Origin of the sequence: Thalassospira xianhensis MCCC 1A02616, from assembly GCF_003326475.1 — a bacterium.
Classification (GTDB): Bacteria; Pseudomonadota; Alphaproteobacteria; order Rhodospirillales; family Thalassospiraceae; genus Thalassospira; species Thalassospira xianhensis.
In genome coordinates, this window is record NZ_JPWA01000039.1 from 1 (window position 1) to 22328 (window position 22328).

Below are 22328 nucleotides of genomic sequence, written 5' to 3' on the forward strand. Positions count from 1 at the left end.
CGGCAGATGCGCGTTCACTTATGCCGATCCTGGAACGCAAGGCGGGCCGTATTCTGGTCAACGGTTTCCCGACCGGGGTCGAGGTTTCCGACACCATGGTGCATGGCGGGCCATACCCGGCATCGACCAATTTCGGGGCGACGTCGGTTGGCACCATGTCGATCCGTCGCTTCCTGCGTCCGGTTTGCTATCAGAACATCCCCACAGATGTCCTGCCGGCTGATTTGGCCTGATCGTATCTCATCTTAGCTAGAGTTGCTCACTATTTGGTTGCGTGACTAGCAAAAGGATGTTGGCAGGTGGTGTGAGGAAAAATGCGTTTAGAGGTTTGTTCGAGTAAGAGAGCGTAGTTAATTGCATGCCCCTGCAACCACCTTTGTCAGAACTCTATGTTTTGCTAGATATGAGACAGATTTAGATCAAAACACCCCGTTCTGCTTTTGCTGAACGGGGTGTTTGAATTTAAAGACAATTTGCCAGACAACTTTTGATCAGTTCAATTGGACCAATGTGGCGTTATCGGAACCATCATGATCCAATAGATTATTCGCATTGGTCAACGCTCAGTTCATACCATTTCATGAAATCTCCACTGGACTGATCAAGCCAGTCCAGTGAATAAAAATTCACAAAGCTTAAGAATCCCCACTATCAGATCAAATGTCGATTGGCCTTGGTGTCTGCATCATTGTATGACGGAAATCATCACCGCACCTTAATTGATAACCGTCTGGCGCTGTGTGCCGAGCCCTTCGACCGAGAGTTCGACGACATCGCCAGCATTCAGGAAGCGCTGCGGCGTCAGGCCCATACCGACACCTTCTGGTGTGCCTGTTGCGATAATATCGCCTGGCATCAGACGCATGAAACCGGACATATAGGATATGATTTCGGCCACAGGGAAAATCATGTCGGCGGTAGAGCTGTTTTGGACAGTCTCGCCGTTAACAGAAAGCTTCAAGGTCAGGTTTTGAGGGGCGCCTGCCTCGTCGGGTGTTACCAGCCACGGACCAATCGGGCCGAAATTTGGTGCTGATTTTCCTTTTATCCATTGTCCGCCGCGCTCGATTTGATAGGCGCGTTCGCTGACATCGTTGATCGTGCAAAAACCGGCGACATAATCAAGCGCCTCGTCCTTGGTCACATAGCTGCATGGGCGGCCGATGATGATGCCGAGTTCAACTTCCCAGTCTGTTTTAACCGAGCCGCGTGGCAAGATAATGGGATCGTTTGGTCCGCAGATGCACGATGTAGATTTTGAAAACAGTACCGGTTCTTTGGGTTCGGGGTTGTTGGTTTCGCGGGCATGACGTGCATAGTTCAACCCCACCGCATAAAAGTTGCGCGCGGCACCAACGCACGGACCGATCCGTGTGCCGGGATCAACAATCGGCAAATCAGACAGGTCGCGAGCAGCCAGGGCCGCCAGTTGTTCGCAATTCACGGTTTCCGGCGTAAAATCGGTAATCAAACGACTAAGGTCACGGATGTTTCCTTCCTGATCAAGGTATCCGGGCTTTTCGCCACCAATCGGTCCGTAGCGGAGAAACTTCATAATCCAATCCTTTTCAAAGAATGTTCTGTCGAATGTGCTGTCAGGTTGAGCGCAAGATCATGTCAGCGGCTTTTTCCGCAATCATCACCACTGGCGTCGCGGTGTTTCCCGATACAATCCGCGGCATGATGGAAGCATCAATCACTCGCAAACCTTCCACACCGCGTACCCGCAATTGCGGGTCAACCACCGCACTGTCATCAACGCCCATGCGGCAGGTTCCGACGGGATGGAAAATGGTTGTGCCGATGTCCCCGGCGGCACGGGCCAGACTGGCATCGTCTGTTTTGTCCACACCGGGCAGATTTTCTGACGGGGCATACTTTTTCAAAGCAGGCATGGTCATTAAGTGCCGTGCCTGACGCAGTGCGCGCACAGCGACATTAACGTCACTGTCTGTGGTTAGATAGCGTGGTGAAATGTCGGGATGCGCGCACGGGCCCGCGTTCGATATGTGGGTGGAGCCCCGACTGTCCGGGCGCAGGTTGCAGACCGATACCGTCACAGCCGGATAGGGATGCAGCGGTTCTCCCAGCTTGTCGGTTGACAGCGGTTGAATGTGATATTCAAGGTCCGGCGTTGCTATCTCGGGACTGCTTTTGGTAAAAATTCCGAACTGACTGGGGGCCATGGACAAGGGGCCGGAGCGGTTCCACAAATAGCTTGCTGCCATGCCGATCTTTCCCGACCAGGAATTGGCGATCTGATTAAGCGTGCGGGCATTCTCAACGCGGAAAACCATCCTTAGCTGAAGATGATCCTGAAGGTTTTCCCCGACATCTTGCAAATCCCGATACACATCGATACCCGCATCTTTAAGGCGTTCGCCCTGACCAATACCCGATGCTTCAAGCAGTAAGGGCGAATGGATTGCACCGGCGGCAAGAAGAATCTCTGCCTTGGTCGAGGCATGAAGAACTACGCCGCCATGCAAGATTTTCACAGCCTTTGCACGGCCATCCTCGAACGTGATTTTTTGAACATGGGCATGGGTTAACAGGCGCACATTGGGGCGTTTGAGAGCCGGTTCAAGAAAAGCCCGTGCGGCACTCCAGCGGCGACCGCCATTCTGGTTGACCTCGAAATAGCCGGCACCTTCGTTATTTCCACCGTTAAAGTCATCAGTGGGGGGGATTCCCATTTCCTGGGCTGCGCGTTGGAAATCATCGAGCAAATCCCATTTAAGACGCTGGCGCGCGACTTTCCATTCGCCGCCTTGCCCGTGGATCTGACCATCACCACCGGGGCGATCCTGAGAACGGATGAAATAGGGAAGCACGTCATCCCAGCCCCAGCCGCTATTACCCATCTGCGCCCAGCCGTCATAGTCTGCAGCCTGACCGCGCATGTAAATCATGCCGTTGATCGAGCTGCATCCCCCCAGAACCTTGCCGCGCGGATAGGCCAGTTGGCGACCGTTCAAGCCTGCTTCGCTGGTGGTTTTCATCATCCAGTCGGTGCGCGGATTGCCCATGCAGTATAGATAGCCAACCGGAATATGGATCCATGGATAGGTGTCTTTGCCGCCCGCCTCGATGAGAAGAACACGGTTGGCGGGATTATCGCTGAGTCGGTTTGCAAGCACACATCCGGCCGTCCCGGCGCCAATGATGATATAGTCGTACTCGCCGTCTAAATTGCGTGTCATGTCGGTACCTGGAAATATTGTGCTAGTAAATTGCGATTGCCGGGAAGAGGACCAGCAGACCAACGGCCAGAACCTGCAGGCAAATGAATGGCACAAGTGATCTGAATATCTCGCCAAGGGTGATGTCGGGCGGGGTCACGCTTTTTAGGTAAAACGCGGCGGGCCCGAAAGGCGGCGTCAGGAAAGAGACCTGCATATTCATGGCAAACAGCACACCAAACCAGACCGGGTCGTAACCAAGATGAAGAATGATCGGCACGAAAATGGGCATCGTCAAAAGTGCGATACCAACCCAGTCCAGAAACATTCCGAGAATGAACAGAATCAGCATCATGAACAGGATAATCACCATCGGCTCCTCCGAAATGCCGGTGATCATCTGTGATATGAAGCGGATGCCGCCCATCAGGTTATAAACACCGACCAGTGCGCTTGCGCCGATGCCGATCCACATGATCATACCGACTGTTGCCAATGTATGCAGGGCCGCATCAAGCAACATGCCAAAGGAGAATTCCCGGCGCAAAATCGTAGACAGGATGACACCAGCAACGCCGATGGCAGAAGCCTCTGTGACCGAAGCGATGCCGCCATAAATTGATCCTAGTACGGAAAACACGACCAAAAACGGCAGAACAAGACCACGAAGCAGCGGCAAGTTATCGCGGAGTGAGACACGTTCGACAGGTGTCGGCGGGGCGGCGTTCGGATCAAGATAGGAGCGCAGCAGAATGTAGGCGATATAGAGCCCGGCCAGCATGAAGCCCGGCAGGAAAGCCGCGGTAAAAAGATCCCCGACCGAGACATTCGCGGTCAAACCGTAAATGATCAAGACGATCGAAGGAGGCACCATTGTGCCAAGTGATCCGCCAGCGCACACAACACCGATGGCCAAGCGCCGGTTATAGCCAAGGCGCAGCATCTGAGGCAGGGCGACAAGACCAAGCAACACGATTTCACCACCGATAATACCGCTCATTGCGGCAAGGATGACGGCGACGAAAATCGTTTGTACGGCGACCCCGCCGCGCAGGCGGCCACCCATAAGCTTCATTGCATCAAACAGGTCGCGGGCAATACCAGACCGGTCAAGTATGGCTGCCATCATTACGAACATCGGTACCGAGACAAACACAAAGGATGACACGAAACTGTATACGCGACTGGTGATCAAAGGCACCGAGCTTGGCCCAAACCAGCCCACCGCAAAGACAAGGGCAACAAGCAGGGTCACCATTGCAAGCGGAGCGCCGGTCAAAAGCAGCGCAACCAGAAGGGCGAACATCAGCAATGTTCCCCAGCCGATCCCCAGCGCCTTGAGGTTCAATCCAAGATCAAGAAGGTCAAACATCGTCATGCCCTTGCGGCGCTTTGCTGCCACGTGCGTAATTGAAAGTGAGGATGAGGAACTGGACACTCATGACAACGAGCACGCAGAACATGAATATTTTCAAGACTGCGGGCGCGGGTGAGTTCCAGGCACTGCCGGTGGTTTCGAGAAAGAAACTGCCATCGGGGCGAAACATTGCCTTTTTCACCATCAGCCACGAGGCCCATGCGAAAAACAGACTGACACCGAGGCAAGCAATTGAAATGACCACATCAAGCGCGCAGCGTGAAGATGATCTGACGACATCATAGATCAGGACAACGCGGATATGGGTGTTGCGTGCAACACAGTACAGGCCACCAAAGATAAAGGTGACGGCACTTAAAAATATCGATGTCTCGTGCGCCCACACGGTCGGACGGTTGAAAACGTAGCGCAGGAAAACCTCCATCACGAGGATTGCCATGGCTGCGATGATACAAATCGCAAAGGGACGTGCGGCAAGGGTGATGGCGCGTCCAAGCCAACCGGCTTGTGGCAGATATTCCAATTGGGGTGTGACGGATTGGGGGGTATCGGGCACGGCAGGGGTATGATCGGGGGGCACTGACATGGCGGACCAATCGTTTCAAGCGGAGTGATGATCGGGAAAGATCCGGGCGCATTAACTGCGCCCGGAGGCATCCAGTCAGTTCAACAGACCTTGGGATTTCAGATATTCGGTCAGCAAGTCATAGACCTTTTGTGCATTTTCAGAGCTTGCTGCGACTTTTGACCACTGGCCCATGGCGATGGCGCGGAATTTTGCGCGTTCTTCTGCTGGCCAGTTGTGCACGGTGATCGAAGGATCTGCTTTCGCTTCTGCCACTGCTTTCAGGTCATTGATTGAAAGTCTGGCAACTGCATCCTGGGCAAAGTCGCGTACAGAAACAGTCATGATTTCCTGCAGGTCTTCGGGCATCGAGTTCCATTTATCAAGGTTCATGGCAACCTCGACCAGAGGCATGGAATGGAAGCCCGGATAGACAGGATGAACCGCGACCTTATGAAGGCCCTGCTGGTGGTTGGTCGAAAATACCGTGGAATCCGCAGCATCAATCACGCCTTTATCGAGCGATGTGTAAACTTCAGAATAAGGCAGGTTTACCGGTACTGCGCCCGCCGCAGCAAAGACTTCCTGAATGAGGCCTTCCGGCGCGCGGACTTTCAGACCTTTAAGATCGGCAACGCCGTCAAGCGGGCGATCAGAAACAAAGCCTTCAAGGCCGGTTGTTGTCGCGCCGACAAAACGCAGGCCATAGGGCCCTTCAAGCTCGTTCATCAATTCGTACCCGCCACCGTAATTGATGAAGCGGAACATTTCATCGGGTGATGCCCATGCACCAATCGGGTTGGCGATCAGACCGAATGCCGGGTCCTTGCCGGAAAAATAGCTTACATCGGTAATGTGACCATCCAGAATACCGGAACCGACAGCTTCCTGAGTTTCGTTGTATTCCACGACCGAACCAACTGGCAGAAGTTCGATGGCAATGCGCCCGCCCGACATTTTATGAACGCGTTCGGTCCATTCTTTTTGAATGGCGAAGTTGGGGTTTCCGGCCGGATCAACCGACTGGAACGTAAGATCAAATTCCTGTGCAGTGGCGGTTGTGCCACTCAGCATCAAGACAGCAACAGCGACTTTTAGATATGTGCGTTTCATTATGTTTTCCTCCCTATTTGCAGCATGTTTTGGTGATCCCATGCCTTTGGACCATGTCGTAAGCCAGATACAGGCCTGCCTCGACGTCAGGCAGCGCCACTTAAACGTCTTTGCGCCGGTGCGTTAACAAGATTACGCAGCGATCCGTCGCACAGATATTGCATCGCGGTTTCGACCGAAAGGCGGCGGGCATCGGCCACGCTTTCCGGGCTCGACCATGCAGCATGAGGGGTTAAAAACAGACGTTCACCGACAATCGGATCCTTGCCATTGGCGTAGGCCAAGGCAATGGCGTCTTCGGGTGCAGGCGGTTCTGCGGGCAGGACGTCAATCCCAGCACCGGCAATCGTGCCGTTACGCAAGGCATCGAGCAAAGCATCAATGTCGATAATCGCGCCGCGTGCGGTGTTAATCAGAAGCGCATGGGGCTGCATCATCGCCAGTCGTTCTGCGTTGATCATTTTGTGACTTTCGGTCGTGAGCGGACAATGCAAACTGACCACATCACTTTGGGAAAGAAGTTCTTCAAGCCGGTCACAGCGGTCGACACCGACGGCAATTTCCGTGCCTCGGGACACGAGCGGATCGTAGGCCAGAACACGCATGCCAAATGCCTTTGCTCGCAAGGCGGCGGCAATGCCAATGCGGCCTAGCCCGACAACCCCGAATGTTTTCCCGCGAAGGCGGGCTAACAGCGGGGCGCGGGCATGGTCAAAACCGGCGCGTGGGGAGTCCATCAGGTTCCGGTGATAGGAATTGATGCCGCGACGCATGGTCAGCATCAAGGCGATGGCATGGTCGGCGACCTCGCTTGTGCCGTAATCCGGTGTGTTGCAGACAGGAATGCCCGCCTCGGCAGCGGCATCAAGATCAATGTGATCAAACCCCACACCGGCACGGACGATGATGCGGCAACGATCAAGCTTTGCGATCACCGCACGGGTGACCGGCATTTCATGCCACACCACCATCGCATCACACTTGCCTAGCACATCGGCCGGAATGTTTTCAGGCGAACGTTCCCGGTAAATATCCCAGTCGACCTGGTCGCCGGATGTGCGACGCTCGATCTGCGCATCGTCCGGATATTGGGCATCGGGTGTGAGTAGGCGAAAGCGAGACATATGGACCTCTTTGGGGTTCGTCGACATCGGATATCGTTGATTTGTCATTCTAGAATTCTAGAATTTTAATTCCTTGTCAATATTGTTTTTTTGGTGTTTGATGGGCGCACAAAATCATGGGATTGATGGCAAATGGTGCCATCACGGAACTGATCAGAATTTCGAAGGAGACTGCTGTGTCGCTCACTCAAGAAGCTTGTGAACGACTTCGCGATGCGATCGTGTCGGGCAAATTTGAATTTGGCGAACGACTGTCCGAGGAGCAGATTGCCCGTGCGCTTGGCATGAGCAAAGCGCCGGTACGTGCGGCATTCACCGACCTGCGCGATATGGGATTAGTCAGCATTGTACCCCAGGCCGGGACATATGTGTTCACGCCAACACCACAGGAAGTCAAAGAAATGAGCCACTTCCGTGCGATGCTGGAACGCGAGGCGCTTGGCAGTGCGCTGGCGCGCGACCCCGAAGGCCTTGTGCAGGGGCTTTCGGCGGCTATCGTGCAAATGAAGCACGCCATTGATGTTGATGAATTCACGCTTTATAGCCGCGCGGATAGTGCCTATCACCGGGTGATTCTACAACATGCAGGCAATCGTTATCTGGAAAAGGCCTATGACCTGACCGCCACCGCGCTCGAAGCCCTGCGTGCCCATTTGCAATCGGGCGAAGGGGATTTCTGGCAACGGTCCTTTGCCGAGCATACGCAAATGCGCGACATGATGGCAAACCGCCAGTTTGATGATGCCCAGGCGTTGCTGGAAGAACATATTCTGGTGATCAACCGGTCGATATCGCTGCCATCTGCAAACATTAATCAGCGCACCAAAAGCCGCCGTCGCACTGATGAAGAGTATGCAATATTGCTTTCGTAATCACTTTTATCATGTTCTTGGGTGATGAAAGCGATCCACTCCGATGTTTACAGGCATTGGTCGAATACATCTCATCCGGCTGAAAATTTGTTTCTCGTTGCACAAACAGTTTCTCGATCCGTGAAACGGATGGTGAAACACAGGACTTTCCCTTGATTTCGAACAATTCGCACCCGGTTTGTCGTTGATGCCGGGTGGTTGGATGTTTGACAGCATGAAAAATTCAAAGTAAATGCAAACAATTCGCAGTTGCTTTGCTGCGGAATGTGATCTGCTGGGGGCCCATGGTTGCAAGTTGGCGCGACGAGGAATTGCTCGCCCTGTTCGTGACCAGAAGGCGCGAACTGGTCAATTACGCGCGCGCAATCGTCGGCGACCGTGCTGCTGCCGAGGATGTCGTGCAGGATGCCTATTTCCGGCTGGAACGTGCGGGTGCGGTTAAAATGGATGACAGGCTTGATGAGCCGGTTGGCTATATTTTCCGCATCGTTCGCAACCTTGCCATAGATGGCCGTCGCAAGATGGTACGCGAAAGCAATCATGTCGGCATCGATGAAAACAGCATGACCGATGCCGTTCCCGAAGACCGGCCGGACCCCGAAGCTCAGGCCATCGCGCGAAGCGAACTCAGACTGCTTGAGCAGATACTGGCGGAGCTTCCGACCCGGTCGCGCATCGCCCTTGAAATGCACCGGTTTGGCGGCTGCAAATTTTCTGAAATCGCCGCAAGGCTTGATATTTCGGTCGGTACAGCACACACGCTGGTGACCGACGCGATAGAGCATTGCAAGACGCGTTTGGCCAGGGAGAGGTAAGCGTGCGCAAAAAATGCTGAAAAATTGAAAATTCAGCAGACTGCCATCGTTTATTCAGTAAGGAAGCAACGCAATGTGTCAGGACATGAAGAAACCCGCAAACCGGACCGCAAATGCGGCCGATGTCCTGCGAAGCACATGGAGAGATGCGAGGCGATGAGCGATATGACGACGCCAAGGTCGGCAAGCGAGTGGATCGCCTTGCTAAGCGACGATCCCGATAACCGGGATTTGCGAGTGCGCCATGACGCATGGCTCGAAAGCAGTGCGGAAAACCGTGCCGACTGGGACGAGACACTGCGTGTTTGGCAGATGCTTGATATGACTGTGCCGGTCCATGTTGCGGAATGGCAGGACAGGATAGAACAAGTACAACCCATTGTTTCGCGCAAAGATCGTGTCACTGTGATGCCGGGTGCGAATGCCGGTCCTATGGCCTCGGTACGCAGGCGGGGCGGTAGTTCATTCTGGCCGCGGCAGCTTTCGCTTGGTCTGTCGGGATGTGCGCTGGTCGCGTGCCTGCTGGTCTTTGCCTTGCCGGGCTGGATGATTGATCTGAATGCGGACTATCTAAGCCCGACCGGTGAAATGCGCGTGGTCGAGCTGCCGGATGGCAGCATGTTGCATCTGGCCCCAGATAGTGCGGTTGCGCTGGCTTTTGCCGGGGATAAACGACAGATTGAATTGTTGCGAGGTGAAGCGTTTTTCGACGTTGTGCCAATGACGGATCGACCGTTTCGTGTGATTTCCGGTGAAACCGAAACAACGGTTCTCGGGACTGCATTTGATGTCCGCCGTGGTGGATACGGTGTTGATGTCGCTGTCGAACACGGGCGGGTTCGTGTGGAACATAGCCGTGGGAGCCAGTCGGACAATGTATCCGAACTGGGTGCCGGTGACATGGTGCATGTTGACCCGGATGGTTCATTTGTTCGCCAGACAATAGCGCCCGAACTGGTGGCGGCATGGCGTGGCGGGAGACTGATTGCCAAGGATCAGTCGGTTGCCGAGATCATTGAAACTGTTGACCGCTATTTCGATGGCTGGATTTTGATCAGCGATGACGCACTCGCAAGAGAGCCGTTGACCGGGATTTATAACCTTGAAGACCCCAAGGCGGCCCTTGCCGCGATTGCAGATGCGCAAGGTGCTGTACTTCGCGAAATTTCGCCGTGGGTTCTTATGCTGTCACCCGAATAGCGCTTGTCTGAAATCGCCGGGACAACACGGCGAGAAATGATATTGCGAAAAAATCTCAACTTTTTTTGAATATTGCCATCTCTCCCTTCGTTGCTTGGTTAAAGGGTGAACTTAATTCGCATTTGCAAATCACCCATTCTGCAAAAATGTAAAACCAGGCGGAGACTGAACTTGATGACGGGGGTTAATTTGTCGATGGTTTCGGGGAAATGGCGTCGTACCTTTGCGATGTCGACAGCATTATCGGCATTCGCGGTTTCGGGGATCGCATTTTCGGCCGGTGCGATGGAAAATATGGCGCCGATCACGGCGGCCCAAGCCGCAACCGATGAACTGGCACAGGCCAGCCAGCAACACGATTTCGATATTGCCAAACAACCACTTGCCGATGCGCTTGCCCTTTTCGGGCAGCAGGCCGGTCTTCAGATTTCGGCCCATGGTGATCTGGTGCGTGATGTGCAAACCAATGGTGTCGTCGGTCTGATGAATACCGAGGCTGCGTTGCAACGTCTTCTGGCCGGAACCGGGCTTGTGTACCGGATTGCCGATGACGGATCGGTCACGATCACAAGTTCGGCGCAAAGCAGTGACGCATCCGAAACCATGGTCAGCCCGATCCTGATCGAAGCCGCGAGTGTGGCCGATGATCGTCCGGGGGCCGCAGATCGGGCAAACTCGGTCCGTGTTACGCGCGAAGATCTGGATCGCCGGAATCCGCAGGATGTCAAACAGGTTTTTACCGGTGAATCCGGTGTTTCGGTCGGTGGATCGATCCCCTTAAACCAGAAGCTTTATGTGAACGGGATAGAAGAAACCAACCTTGCTGTTTCTATCGATGGTGCACGGCAGAACAACAAGGTATTTCACCATAGTGGAACCAACCTGATTGACCCCAGCCTTCTGAAGGCGGCCCGGGTTGATCCGGGCGTGGCCCCGGCGGATGCCGGGCCGGGCGCGCTTGGTGGTGCGATCGTCTATGAAACCGTCGATGTCGTCGATGTTTTGGAACCGGGCCGTTCACTTGGCGGGTTTGTCAAAGGCAGCTACGACACCGACAGCGAGACCTTCAGCAACGATCTGTCATCCTATGGGCGTGCCGGTGGCTTTGAATTGCTGGGCTATTTCAAATGGGCCAAGGGTGACGATTACAAAGCAGGCAATGGCGAGCAGGTCCCTGGCACCGAAGCTGATATGCGTTCCGGCTTGATCAAGACCGCCTATGAAGCCCAAAGCGGTCACCGTTTCGAATTTTCCGGAGAACAGGTCCGTGACCGGGCGCAGCGTCCATATCGGGCCAACATGACGGATCTTACCAACCGGAACCAACCGGACGAACTTGGTTATGATATGCGTCGTCGCAACTTTGCCTTCAATTACGGGCAGGCCGGAGCAGAAGGATTATGGGACCCAAAGGCAGTTCTGGCCTATAGTGAGACATATCTGTATGCGCCGTTGACTGAAGAAAGCCGTGGCACGACCAGCAGCTTTTCGGGAAAATTTGAAAACGACTTCAATTTGACGGACCGCGATACGGTTACAACTGGTGTCGATTTTTATAATGACGTTGCCGAATACGATGGGCCAGATACGGATGCAGACGAAGAAGCAACCAATTTTGGTGCCTATGCGCAGGCACGCATCCAGCCGCTTGATCCTTTACGTCTGTCGTTCGGTGTGCGTGGCGATACACAGAAATTTACCGGTATTGACGGTACCGAGTTTGAAAATGATGGGCTGAGCGGTAACGTATCTGCGGCGGTTGACGTTACCGATTTCCTGACGGTCAATGCAGGTTATTCCAATGTCTGGGGTGGTATCGCACTGGCCGAAAACTTTATCCTGAATCCGGCTTGGGACTACAGCGATGGTATCAAGCCGGTTCGTTCGGAAAACTACACCACCGGATTTGAAGTTCATCACGAAGGGTTCAGCTTTAATGCCGGTATTTTCCGCAGTGTATTTGACAATGCCCGTGATCCGGGCTGGACACCCGGTCCGTCGGTGGTCGTCGATTTCGAAACACGCGGTTACAATCTTGGCGCAGGTTATAATTGGGGTCCAGGTTTTGTCCGGGTGTCTTATACCGACAGCGAAATCACCGTGAATGGCAATCCGGGTGATTCTGACGGTACCCAATATCTTGGTGCGCCGCTCGGCCGGATCATCGCGCTTGAAGCCGCCCACCGGATAGACACGATCAACCTGACCTTGGGTGGAACGCTTGATGCGGCGTTGAAAAATACCGATACCGCAGATGCTGGTGGATCAGCACAGGAAGCCTATGAGGTCGTCGGGCTTTATGCCGAATATCAACCCGAAGCAGCCGAGTATCTGACGCTTCGCATCGAAGCAAACAACATCTTTGATGAAGAATATGCAGATCGTGCAACCTATGGGCAGGACTTCACCAATGTTGTCCCGCTTTACGAACCGGGCCGGTCTTTCCTGTTGATGGCCAAGGCGCGCTTCTAGGGTTTTAAAAGATTTGAATGTATTGCCTGGGACCGGTTCGCCGGTCCCGGGTTTTTCTGTTAATGGAGGCAAAGTGGCATGCCGTATTGGTTGCGTACACTTTTTCTGATTGGTCTGGGGCTGGTTCCGGGTTTGATGGCAAGCCTTCCTGTGCTGGCTGGGACGATTGAAATAACCGACCTTGCCGGGCGACAGGTGCGCATTGAAACACCGGTCAAACGGTTGGTGATCAGTGAGGGGCGGTACATTCCGCTTCTGGCATTATTGCGGCCAACTAATCCCGTAGGCAGTCTGGTTGGCATGATGACGCCGCTTGGCTGGACACAGCCCGATCTTGAGCAGCAGCTTTTTGCCAGCTTCCCGGATGCAAAAAACATCCCCTTATTTGGCGGGCGCAGCGAGGATAGTGTTTCGGTCGAAAAGATTATCGATCTTGCGCCGCAATTGGCGATTTTCGGGCTGAATGACCACGGCCCGGGGGCAAAAAATGCCGAAATGATTGATCAACTGGCCGCCGCAGGTACGCAAATCATCTTTATCGATTTTCGGGCTGATCCATTGAACAACACCCTGCCTTCTATCGAAATTCTCGGTCGTGTACTGGGGGCAGAGGACCGGGCAGGCGACTATATTGCCTTTTACCAAAGCCGGTTTGAGACCATTCGCCAACGGGTAGCGGATGTTGACGTCCGTCCGACGGTATTTTTGCAGGCCCATCCCGGTCGTTTCGAATGTTGCTGGGGCATGGCAGAGGGCATGCTGGGCCCGTTTATCGGAGAGGCGGGCGGCCTTAACATCGCCGATGCCGTGGCCCCCGGACCAACGGCCCAGCATACGGCTGAGTTTCTGTTGACGGAAAATCCGGATGTCTGGATCGGGACAGCATCGGGTACGGTCAAGGAATATCGAGACGGGGCTTTGCCGGTTGCGCTGGGGGAAGGTATGACGGCCGAAATGGCAGCCGACAGTCTCGCACGCTATCTCGCCGCGCCGGAATTTGCGGCCCTTGATGCCGTTCGAAACGGTCGGGCCCACAGCATCTGGCACAATTTCTATAACTCGCCTTTTAACATCGTGGTGCTCGAAGCCTTTGCAACATGGATCCATCCCGACCGGTTTGCCGATCTTCATCCGGAAAAGACCATGCAATATATCTACGACACCTGGTTACCGTTCGACCTTCATGGTGTTTATAGCGCGACGGTACATCATGGCGCCCGCTGATCTTTCGCTTCATGACCGGTTCGGTGCGATCCATCGTCGCAGGTTGATGATCATATCCGCAATGGTTCTGGCGCTTTTTCTCAGCCTTGGTCTTGATCTGGCGGCGGGGCCGGCAGGGATTGATATCGGCGATATTGTCGGGGGTATTCTTGATCCGCAATCGCTGGCGCTTCGGTATCGGATCATTCTTTGGGAAGTCCGGTTGCCTGATGCACTGATTGCGCTTGCGGTTGGGGCGGCGTTGGGATTGGCTGGGATTGAAACCCAGACCATTCTTGATAATCCGCTTGCCAGCCCCTTTACGCTTGGTGTGTCTTCGGCGGCGGTTCTCGGGGCCAGCCTTGCAATCGTGCTTGTTCCGGTTCTGCCCTTCCTGCCCGAAGCCGCGATCTTGCCGGTGATGGCACTGCTTTTCGCGCTGGGATCGGGGATATTGATCCTGTTGATTGTGCGTTGGAGCGGCGGAGCACGCGAGACCGTTGTTCTGTTCGGGATTGCATTGGTGTTCCTTTGCAATGCCCTGACCGCCGGGTTGCAATATCTGGCCAGTGCCGAAGCGGTTCAGCAGATCGTATTCTGGACCATCGGTAATCTGACCCGTGCCGGATGGCTTGAGGTCGGGCTCGTGACAGCGTGCTTCATGATTATTCTTCCCTTTTCCCTGCGACAGGTCTGGATCATGACCCTTCTGCGCGGCGGGGAAGCTCATGCGCGCAGCATGGGGATTAATGTTGCCCGGCTTCGCATGTGGGTCATTCTGCGCATTTCTGTTCTAGCGGCCTTTGCTGTTTGCTTTGTCGGGGCGATCGGTTTTATCGGGTTGGTCGGGCCGCATATTGCCCGCCTGCTTCTGGGCGAGGATCATCGTTTGCTGGTCCCGGGATCGGCAATTTGCGGGGCATTGATCCTGTCGCTGGCGTCTTTCCTGTCCAAGGCGCTTGTGCCGGGCGTTATTATTCCGGTTGGCATTCTGACTGCTGTTGTTGGCGTGCCGGTCTTTCTGGGGCTTCTTGCCGGACGGAGGAAAACGATATGACGATCTTTTCCGCCACCGGTATTTCTGCATCCTATGGCCGGACCCGGATATTGCATGATGTTGATCTGCCCGAATTGCATGATGACGAGGTGTTGGGGCTTCTTGGCCCGAATGCATCGGGTAAATCGACCCTGATGCGGTGTCTGACTGGTGAGAAGACCCATCATGGCCGGATCGTTCTGGATGGCAGTGACCGGGACGAAATGGATGTCAGTGCGTGGCATCGTCGGGTGGCAACCATGCCGCAAACACCACCCAATCCCAGCGTCCTGATGCCAACCGAACTGATGTGGAGTACGGCGCGCGCCCTTGATCTTGATTTTTCGGATCGTGAACTGGCGGATCGGATCGAGGATATCTTTAACCGGCTTGGGCTGGATGAATTTGCCCTGTCGCCGCTGCATGTTCTGTCGGGTGGCAAGCGGCAACTGGTCGGGCTTGCGCTGGCACTGCTTCGGGACCCGGATGTTTTGCTGCTTGATGAACCAACATCGGCACTTGATCTGCATTGGCGAATGGTGGTGCTCGATCTTGTGCGCGAACGATTGACTGAGCGCGGCGGAGTTGTGATTGCCGCCCTGCATGATCTTGATCTGGCGGCACGTTATTGCGACCGGATTGTGTTGCTCGAAGCCGGCCAAATCGTTGCGTCCGGCACCCCTGGCGAGGTGTTGACCCCCGATAATCTGGCACGGGTCTATCATGTCGAAACATCGGTTTCGCGCGATGAACAAGGTCAGCCTGTGGTGCAGGTGATCCGGCCCATTCGTTCCGGCAAACAGGTTGCCCGATAACGGCAAACATAAAACGGCCCGGCTTTGTAATAGCCGGGCCGTTTTCTTTTTACGTCTCAGGCGCAGTCCGACTTGTTATCGGTTCTGATGCCAAGTGATTGTGCTTCGTGCAGGCGGCGATAGGCGCCACCGGCTGCAATCAGGGCATCGTGGGTGCCTTCCTCGGCAATGCCGTCCTGTGTGATTACGACGATCCGGTCGGCATTGCGGATGGTGGCCAGACGATGCGCAATCACCAGGGTCGTGCGGCCTTTGGCCAGTTCATCAAGCGATTGCTGAATGGCGCGTTCGGTTTCGGTATCGAGGGCTGATGTCGCCTCGTCGAGAATAAGGATTGGCGGGTTTTTTAGGAAAATACGGGCGATTGCGACACGCTGTTTTTGTCCACCCGAAAGTTTGACCCCGCGTTCGCCGATTACGGTATCAAGCCCGTCAGGCATGTCGGCGATCAGTTCCCGCAAACGGGCGCGATGGGCGGCGTCAATGATTTCATCCTCGGTGGCGTCAAGGCGGCCATAGGCAATATTGTCGCGCAATGTGCCAGCAAACAGGAAAACATCCTGCTGGACGATGCCGATCTGACGGCGAAGCGATTTCATTTTGATGTCGCGAATATCGATCCCGTCGATTGTGATTCTGCCCGCTGTCACATCATAAAATCTTGGCACCAGCGAACAAAGTGTTGTTTTGCCCGCCCCGGACGGGCCAACAAAGGCAACCGTTTCACCGGATTTGATCGAAAGATTGATGCCATTGAGTACAATGCGTTCCGGGCTGTATCCAAAGCCGACCTGGTCAAATGCAACATTGCCGGAGAGGTTTTCGATATCACGCGCACCATCGCGGTCGACAATATCGGGTTCGGTTGCCAGCAATGCCTGATAGTTTTTGAAGCCCGCGATGCCCTTGGGATAGGTTTCGACAACAGCGGCGATCTTTTCGAGCGGTTGATAGAACACATTGACCAGCAGCAGGAAGCCGACAAACCCGCCGACCGTCAGTCCGCCGGTTACAACGAAATAGGTCCCCGTCACCAGAATGACGACCTGGACAATCCGCATGCCGAGGTAATTGATCGCAAGGCTGATCGCCATGATGCCATAGGCCTGCAATTTCACATGGCGATAAAGTTCGTTATCCTTGTGAAACAGCGCGCGTTCGTGATCCTCGTTGGCAAAGGCACGCACAACACGAACGCCGCCGACATTTTCCTCGATCCGCGCATTGAAGGCGCCGACACGGCCAAACTGACTTTGCCAGTTGCGCGTCATTTCTCCGCCAAACCGGACGACCAGCCACATCACCAGTGGCGCAATTGTCATTGCAATTAGCGCCAGTTCGGTATGCACGGTAAACATCAGGATGAGCGCCCCGATAAAGGTCATGATCGCGACAAACAGGTCTTCGGGGCCGTGGTGGGCGACCTCGCCGATTTCTTCCAAATCCTTGGTGATACGTGCCACCAGATGGCCGGTTTTCTGGTTGTCGTAAAAGCGGAAGGAAAGCTTTTGCAAATGGTCGAATGCGCGTTTGCGCATTTCGGTTTCGATCGTTATACCCAGAACATGGCCCCAATAGGTGACGACGGCCATCAAGCCGGTATTGGCAAGATAGACCAGAAGCAGCCCGACGGCAGCCATTCCGATCAGCAGCCAGTCCTGTTTGGGCAACAGCACATCGACAAACCCGGCAACCGCAACCGGAAAGCCAAGGGACAAAATACCCGACAGGACAGCCGACCCGAAATCGAGCATGAAGAGCCGTTTATGGGGCAGATAGTAGGAAAAGAATTCTTTGAGCATGGGGCGGATCCGGTGGCAAAGGGTCGATCACAGCGTCAGAGCAGCTACGAACACATGAAATAGCGAAATTGATTACTATTAGCAATTGGTGCGATGCGAATTTCAACTGTTATCGTGCAGGGTTGCCGGATGATCGTGATATCGGGGCAGTTATTTTGATTGGGATGATCAAAGTCCGGGATGGGTAACATTTCAGGTTTGAACAAAGCCGACGGTTGACCCTTCGAGCAATTTCCGGTGCAGGAAGTCGATAAATATCCTGACTTTTGCAGAAAGATTGTGGCGTTCGGGGTAGACAGCATAGATGTCCGCATCAATTTGCGCGTATTGAGGGAGTACAAGTCGCAGCCTGTCAGCTTTGACATGCCGGGCGATATCCCATTCGGAACGCATCATGATGCCATGGCCGGCAAGGACCCAGTTTAGGGCGATTTCGCCGTCATTGCTGCTGAGCGTGCCATGAACCCTGATGGTTTCTGATTCCTGCCCGCGTTGTAGCTTCCACAAATCATAGCTTTCGTTGTATTGGCGCAGGATAATGCAGTTATGGGCTGATAGGTCCGAGAGGCGCTTGGGCGTACCATATCGATCAAGATAGTCGGGGGCCGCACATAAAAATCGTCTGTTGCGGAGCAGTTTGCGCGCTCGTAGCCGGGAATTGGGCATTCCCCCGAACCGGATTGTCAGATCAAGACCTTCTTCGACCATGTTCAGTGGGGTGTCACTCAGCACCAGCTGAACTTCCACTTCGGGATAGAGGTGGGAGAATTCGGATATTACCGGTGCTACATATTCACGCCCGAAGCCAAAAGTTGCATTGATGCGCAAGAGGCCGCTGGGCGTTTCGCGCGCATCCGAAACGCGTTGTTCCAGTTCTTCGATATCGCGCATGATCCTTATTGCACTTTGGAAATAGGCCTCGCCTTCGCTGGTCAGGCTGATCCGGCGTGTCGTCCGGTTCATCAACCGTACACCGAGCCTGTCCTCGAGCTTGGCAAGACGTTTGCTGACTGCCGGTGGGGACAGGTTCAGTTCAAGGGCAGCCGCGGACAGATTTCCTTTGCGCGCCAGCAGGACGAAAAATCCCAGATCGCTATCGGTTGTCATTATTAACCTCCGCGACATAATGAAATGAGAAATCAGAAATTATACTGATTGGATAAAAAATCTACACTTCATATGTCTACCGGGTAATTCATCGAACAACAAAATGGCTTGCGTCCTACCGTAAGCATTGCAACCGCCCGGTTCAGACATCAGAGAAAGTTACCGGAATGCTGACAGGAAGCTTCCTGTTTTGCCTTTCGGGTACCGGTTCAGAGAAAAGCCGGTGATCCAAACCATACGGGAGGAATACCAATGCGTGAGTTTGCTCTTGCGGTTTCTGCGTTTTTTGGGCCATCGGCAAATGATACTCAAGCCGGCAGAATACCATCTCGTAATGCCATTTTGGTATAACCAAAGGCCAGATTGGCATTAGTCACGTTTAATAAAAAATCTACACTTCATGTGTCTAGCGGGCAATTTATCGAACAACAAATCAGCTTGCGTCCTACAGCAAGTATGGCAACGCCCGGTTCAGATATCAGGGAAAATGACCGGAATGCTGACAGGGAACTTCCTGTTTTGCCTTTCGGGCACCGGTTCAGAGAAAAGTCGGTGATCCAAACCATACGGGAGGAATATCAATGCGTAAGTTTGCTATTGCGGCTGCGGTTGCTGCGTCATTCTTTGCCACCCCGGCCTTTGCAGAATATCCGGAAAAAACGATCAACTATATCATTGCGTTCAATGCGGGCGGCGAGTCCGACATTTCCGCGCGTTTTCAGCAACCTTTCTTTGAAAAACTGACCGGTCAGCAGGCCGTAATCCAGTATCTGGCCGGTGCTGGCGGTGCGCAGGCCTGGTCGCAGCTTAACGGTATGGAAGGCGACGGCTACACGATCATGGGCACCAACCTGCCGCACACGATCCTGCAGCCCATGGAAAAGGATGTCGGATACGAAACCGACGACCTGACTCATGTCTATTTCTTCCATTACACGCCGGATGCGATTTTTGTTCCGGCTGACAGCGAGTTCCAGGATCTTCAGCAACTGATCGAGCATGCCAAGGCCAATCCGGGAGTTGTGACATTCTCCGGTTCGGGTTCGAATTCCTCGAATCACATTGCGAAGGAACAGTTCGACGAACTGGCTGGCGTAACCACCACCTATGTTCCGTTCAGCGGTACCGGCCCGGCCGTGACGGCGATCCTGGGAAGCCAGACGACCGCTGGTTTCAACTATGTCACGTCTGGCGTGAACAATAGCGAGGGCATGCGCATGCTTGCTGTTGCTGCGGACGAACGTGTGAAGGCATTCCCGGATGTTCCGACTTTCAAGGAACTCGGTATTGATCTTGTGGGCGGTGCTTATCGCGGTATTGCTGTTCCTGCCTCGACCCCGGAAGATATTCGCCAGAAACTTTCCGATATTATCGGCGAGATCAACGCAGACCCGGCATTCATCAAACAGATGGAAGATGCCGGTTTCGTGCTGACCGATATTTCCTATGAGGACATGCCGGAATTCATGGCCGAGAAGAAGGCCGAATACCGTGCAATTGGCGAAAAGCTTGGTATTGCCAATCGCTAATCCGTAGCCGGAAGGGAAAGGAAGGTCCATCGCCATGGAATTGCTTGGCTATTTTCTCAGCGCGTTGACGCCGCTTAATATCCTGATGGCGCTTGGCGGCGTTGTTCTTGGTACCATTATTGGTGCCCTGCCGGGATTGTCGGCAACCATGGCGGTGGCCGTTCTGGTCCCGTTTACTTTCACAATGGACCCGGCGACCGGGTTGATTGCGCTCGGTGCGATCTATACCGGTGCCATCTATGGCGGTGCCTTCGCCGCGATTCTGGTCAATACACCGGGCACCCCGTCTGCGATTGCAACAACCTTTGACGGCTTCCCAATGGCCAAACGCGGCGATGGTAACCTTGCCATAACTCTTGCCACGCTTGCCTCGGTTTTCGGTGGTCTGGTTGGCGGGATATTCCTGCTGTTGCTGTCGCCGCCATTGGCAAAGGTGGCGCTGGCGTTCGGCCCGCCGGAATATTTCTGGCTGGCAATATTTGGCCTGACCCTGATTTCGGCATTATCGGTCGGTAATACGCTTAAAGGGCTTATCGGCGGCTGTATCGGTCTGATGTTGGCCATGGTTGGCGTGGCTGTTGTCGGGGGTGATATCCGCTTTACGATGGATACCCAGATGCTTTTGGGCGGGTTCGATATCGTTTCCGCACTGATCGGCCTGTATTGCATTCCGGTTCTGATTGATCTGGTGGCGACACCCGATCCGCATCTGAAAGTGGAGCAAGGGAACCGTGGCATTCGTTTGTTCGAAGCGTTCGGCATTGCCTGGAAAAGCAAGTTCAACGTCATTCGCAGTTCCGTTATCGGAACCATCATCGGTATCTTGCCGGGTGCCGGTGGATCGATAGCAGGGCTGGTTTCCTATTCCGAGGCGCGCCGTTCGTCGAAAACGCCGGAAGAATTCGGTAACGGTGCGCCAGACGGGATTATCGCGACTGAATCGGCAAACAACGCCACAGTGGGCGGCGGGTTTATTCCGACACTGGTGCTGGGTATCCCCGGTACGCCACCCGATGCGGTGATCCTTGGTGCATTGCTGGTACAGGGTATCAAGATCGGCCCGACCCTTTTCGCGCAGCAGGGCGAGATTGTTTACACCTTTATCTTTGGGCTGCTGATTGCAACCGCACTGATGTTGCCTGCGGGGCTTTTGATCGGGCGTTATGCCTATAAGTCGATTGCCTCGATCCCCAAGACCGTTCTGGTTCCGACCATTGCCTTCCTGACGGTCGTTGGCAGCTTTGCCATCCACAGCAACCTGCATGATGTTCAAATGATGCTGGTGCTGGGTGTGATTGGTTGGATTTTGAACCGGTACGGTTTTGCACCTTCGCCCATCGTGTTGGGCCTTGTGCTGGGACAGATTGCCGAACAGGGGTTTGTTCAGTCCTATCTGATCGGGAATGCGACCAGCAATATTGTCGGCATGTTCTTTGGCCGTCCGATCAGCCTTGCCATCGTTGCATTGGCTGCTTTCACGCTGCTTTATCCGGTACTGTTTGGCAACCGCAAGGAAAAAGCCCGCAAGCGTGCGGTTGCTGCGGCAAAGAATTATGCCGAAACGGACGGTGAGACGGCAAAAGCCGATGAAGCGACCCTGTCGGAGCCTGTGATCAATCCGATGGCACACCTGAAAGGTGTCATCGCAAAGCCACGCGATACCGCAGGTATGGGGATTGTTGTTTTGCTGGTGCTGATGGCTGTTTGGGCCATCACGCAGACATCGGAAATGTCCCCGTTGGGGTCAGTATTTCCGATAACTATCTGTGCCACGCTGATTGTGTTTTCGATTGTCCTTTTTGCCATGAACCTGTTGCGTAAACCCGCAGGTGCAAAGAGCGGCGATCAGACAAGTGAATCGGTTTCGCGGCGTATTGCCCTGATTGTTGTGATGGGCTTCTGGGTCCTGGCTATTCCGCTGACCGGTTTCTGGGTTGCGGCCATTTTGGCCTTCCTGTCGCTGGCCAGGGTGTCCTGTTACGAAGTCATGCCTGCCAAACGCATTATCGTCGAAACACTCGCGGGATTTGCAATCGTGACCGGCTTGTATTGGCTGATGGCGGATGTATTGCTGATCCGCATGCCATCGGGATTGCTGTTCTAGGGGCATACGAG

17 protein-coding genes and 1 pseudogene are annotated in these 22328 nt (G+C 54.2%); 10 read left to right on the top strand and 8 right to left on the bottom strand.

The features are described 5' to 3' along the window. Positions 1-233, top strand: a pseudogene (locus TH5_RS21635) (aldehyde dehydrogenase (NADP(+))); the annotation flags it as partial. A gap of 482 nt (positions 234-715) precedes the next feature. On the opposite strand, the gene TH5_RS21640 reads toward TH5_RS21635, so the two are convergent. The 6 genes from TH5_RS21640 to TH5_RS21665 all read right to left on the bottom strand — a co-directional run bounded on the left by TH5_RS21640 (position 716) and on the right by TH5_RS21665 (position 7362). After that, a complete protein-coding gene (locus tag TH5_RS21640) occupies positions 716-1555 on the bottom strand; it encodes a fumarylacetoacetate hydrolase family protein (protein WP_167443621.1) in 840 nt (279 codons plus the stop codon). Between the two features lie 40 nt (positions 1556-1595). After that, a complete protein-coding gene (locus tag TH5_RS21645; protein WP_114123619.1) occupies positions 1596-3203 on the bottom strand; it encodes a GMC family oxidoreductase in 1608 nt (535 codons plus the stop codon). A 22-nt stretch (positions 3204-3225) separates the two neighbouring features. Continuing rightward, positions 3226-4554, bottom strand: a complete 1329-nt coding sequence (locus TH5_RS21650) for a TRAP transporter large permease (protein ID WP_114123645.1) — start codon at positions 4552-4554, stop codon at positions 3226-3228. Continuing rightward, the gene (locus TH5_RS21655) at positions 4547-5146 is read right to left on the bottom strand and encodes a TRAP transporter small permease subunit (protein WP_114123620.1); all 600 of its coding nucleotides are present in this window, start codon (positions 5144-5146) and stop codon (positions 4547-4549) included. The genes TH5_RS21650 and TH5_RS21655 overlap by 8 nt, the downstream gene beginning before the upstream one ends. Positions 5147-5221: 75 nt before the next feature. Next, positions 5222-6238 carry a TRAP transporter substrate-binding protein gene (locus tag TH5_RS21660; RefSeq protein ID WP_114123621.1) on the bottom strand — a complete coding sequence of 339 codons (1017 nt, stop codon included), beginning with the start codon at positions 6236-6238 and terminating at the stop codon, positions 5222-5224. An 86-nt stretch (positions 6239-6324) separates the two neighbouring features. Beyond that, on the bottom strand, positions 6325-7362 hold the full coding sequence (locus TH5_RS21665) for a C-terminal binding protein (protein ID WP_244205000.1): 1038 nt from the start codon (positions 7360-7362) through the stop codon (positions 6325-6327). Between the two features lie 176 nt (positions 7363-7538). On the opposite strand from TH5_RS21665, the gene TH5_RS21670 reads away from it, so the two are divergent. The 7 genes from TH5_RS21670 to TH5_RS21700 all read left to right on the top strand — a co-directional run bounded on the left by TH5_RS21670 (position 7539) and on the right by TH5_RS21700 (position 15775). Further along, a complete protein-coding gene (locus tag TH5_RS21670; protein WP_167443622.1) occupies positions 7539-8234 on the top strand; it encodes a GntR family transcriptional regulator in 696 nt (231 codons plus the stop codon). Between the two features lie 284 nt (positions 8235-8518). Beyond that, a complete protein-coding gene (locus TH5_RS21675; RefSeq protein WP_114123623.1) occupies positions 8519-9049 on the top strand; it encodes a sigma-70 family RNA polymerase sigma factor in 531 nt (176 codons plus the stop codon). A 156-nt stretch (positions 9050-9205) separates the two neighbouring features. Then, the gene (locus TH5_RS21680) at positions 9206-10249 is read left to right on the top strand and encodes a FecR family protein (protein ID WP_167443623.1); all 1044 of its coding nucleotides are present in this window, start codon (positions 9206-9208) and stop codon (positions 10247-10249) included. Between the two features lie 174 nt (positions 10250-10423). Beyond that, positions 10424-12721, top strand: a complete 2298-nt coding sequence (locus TH5_RS21685; protein WP_114123625.1) for a TonB-dependent receptor — start codon at positions 10424-10426, stop codon at positions 12719-12721. A 78-nt stretch (positions 12722-12799) separates the two neighbouring features. Continuing rightward, a complete protein-coding gene (locus TH5_RS21690; RefSeq protein WP_114123626.1) occupies positions 12800-13945 on the top strand; it encodes an ABC transporter substrate-binding protein in 1146 nt (381 codons plus the stop codon). Continuing rightward, complete coding sequence (locus TH5_RS21695) at positions 13932-14981, top strand: FecCD family ABC transporter permease (protein WP_114123627.1); 1050 nt, start codon at positions 13932-13934, stop codon at positions 14979-14981. The genes TH5_RS21690 and TH5_RS21695 overlap by 14 nt, the downstream gene beginning before the upstream one ends. Then, a complete protein-coding gene (locus tag TH5_RS21700) occupies positions 14978-15775 on the top strand; it encodes an ABC transporter ATP-binding protein (protein WP_114123628.1) in 798 nt (265 codons plus the stop codon). The genes TH5_RS21695 and TH5_RS21700 overlap by 4 nt, the downstream gene beginning before the upstream one ends. Positions 15776-15831: 56 nt before the next feature. Here the strand turns inward: TH5_RS21700 and TH5_RS21705 are convergent, their stop codons facing one another. Continuing rightward, positions 15832-17577 (bottom strand): ABC transporter ATP-binding protein, encoded by a 1746-nt coding sequence (locus TH5_RS21705; RefSeq protein WP_114123629.1) that lies wholly within the window; start codon positions 17575-17577, stop codon positions 15832-15834. A 192-nt stretch (positions 17578-17769) separates the two neighbouring features. Continuing rightward, positions 17770-18684: a LysR family transcriptional regulator gene (locus TH5_RS21710; protein WP_114123630.1), complete on the bottom strand. Its 915-nt coding sequence runs from the start codon at positions 18682-18684 to the stop codon at positions 17770-17772. 581 nt (positions 18685-19265) lie between these two features. Here TH5_RS21710 and TH5_RS21715 point away from each other — a divergent pair. Further along, complete coding sequence (locus tag TH5_RS21715; RefSeq protein WP_114123631.1) at positions 19266-20213, top strand: tripartite tricarboxylate transporter substrate binding protein; 948 nt, start codon at positions 19266-19268, stop codon at positions 20211-20213. Positions 20214-20247: 34 nt separating this feature from the next. Continuing rightward, positions 20248-22317 (top strand): tripartite tricarboxylate transporter permease, encoded by a 2070-nt coding sequence (locus TH5_RS21720; RefSeq protein WP_114123632.1) that lies wholly within the window; start codon positions 20248-20250, stop codon positions 22315-22317. Positions 22318-22328: the final 11 nt, after the last annotated feature.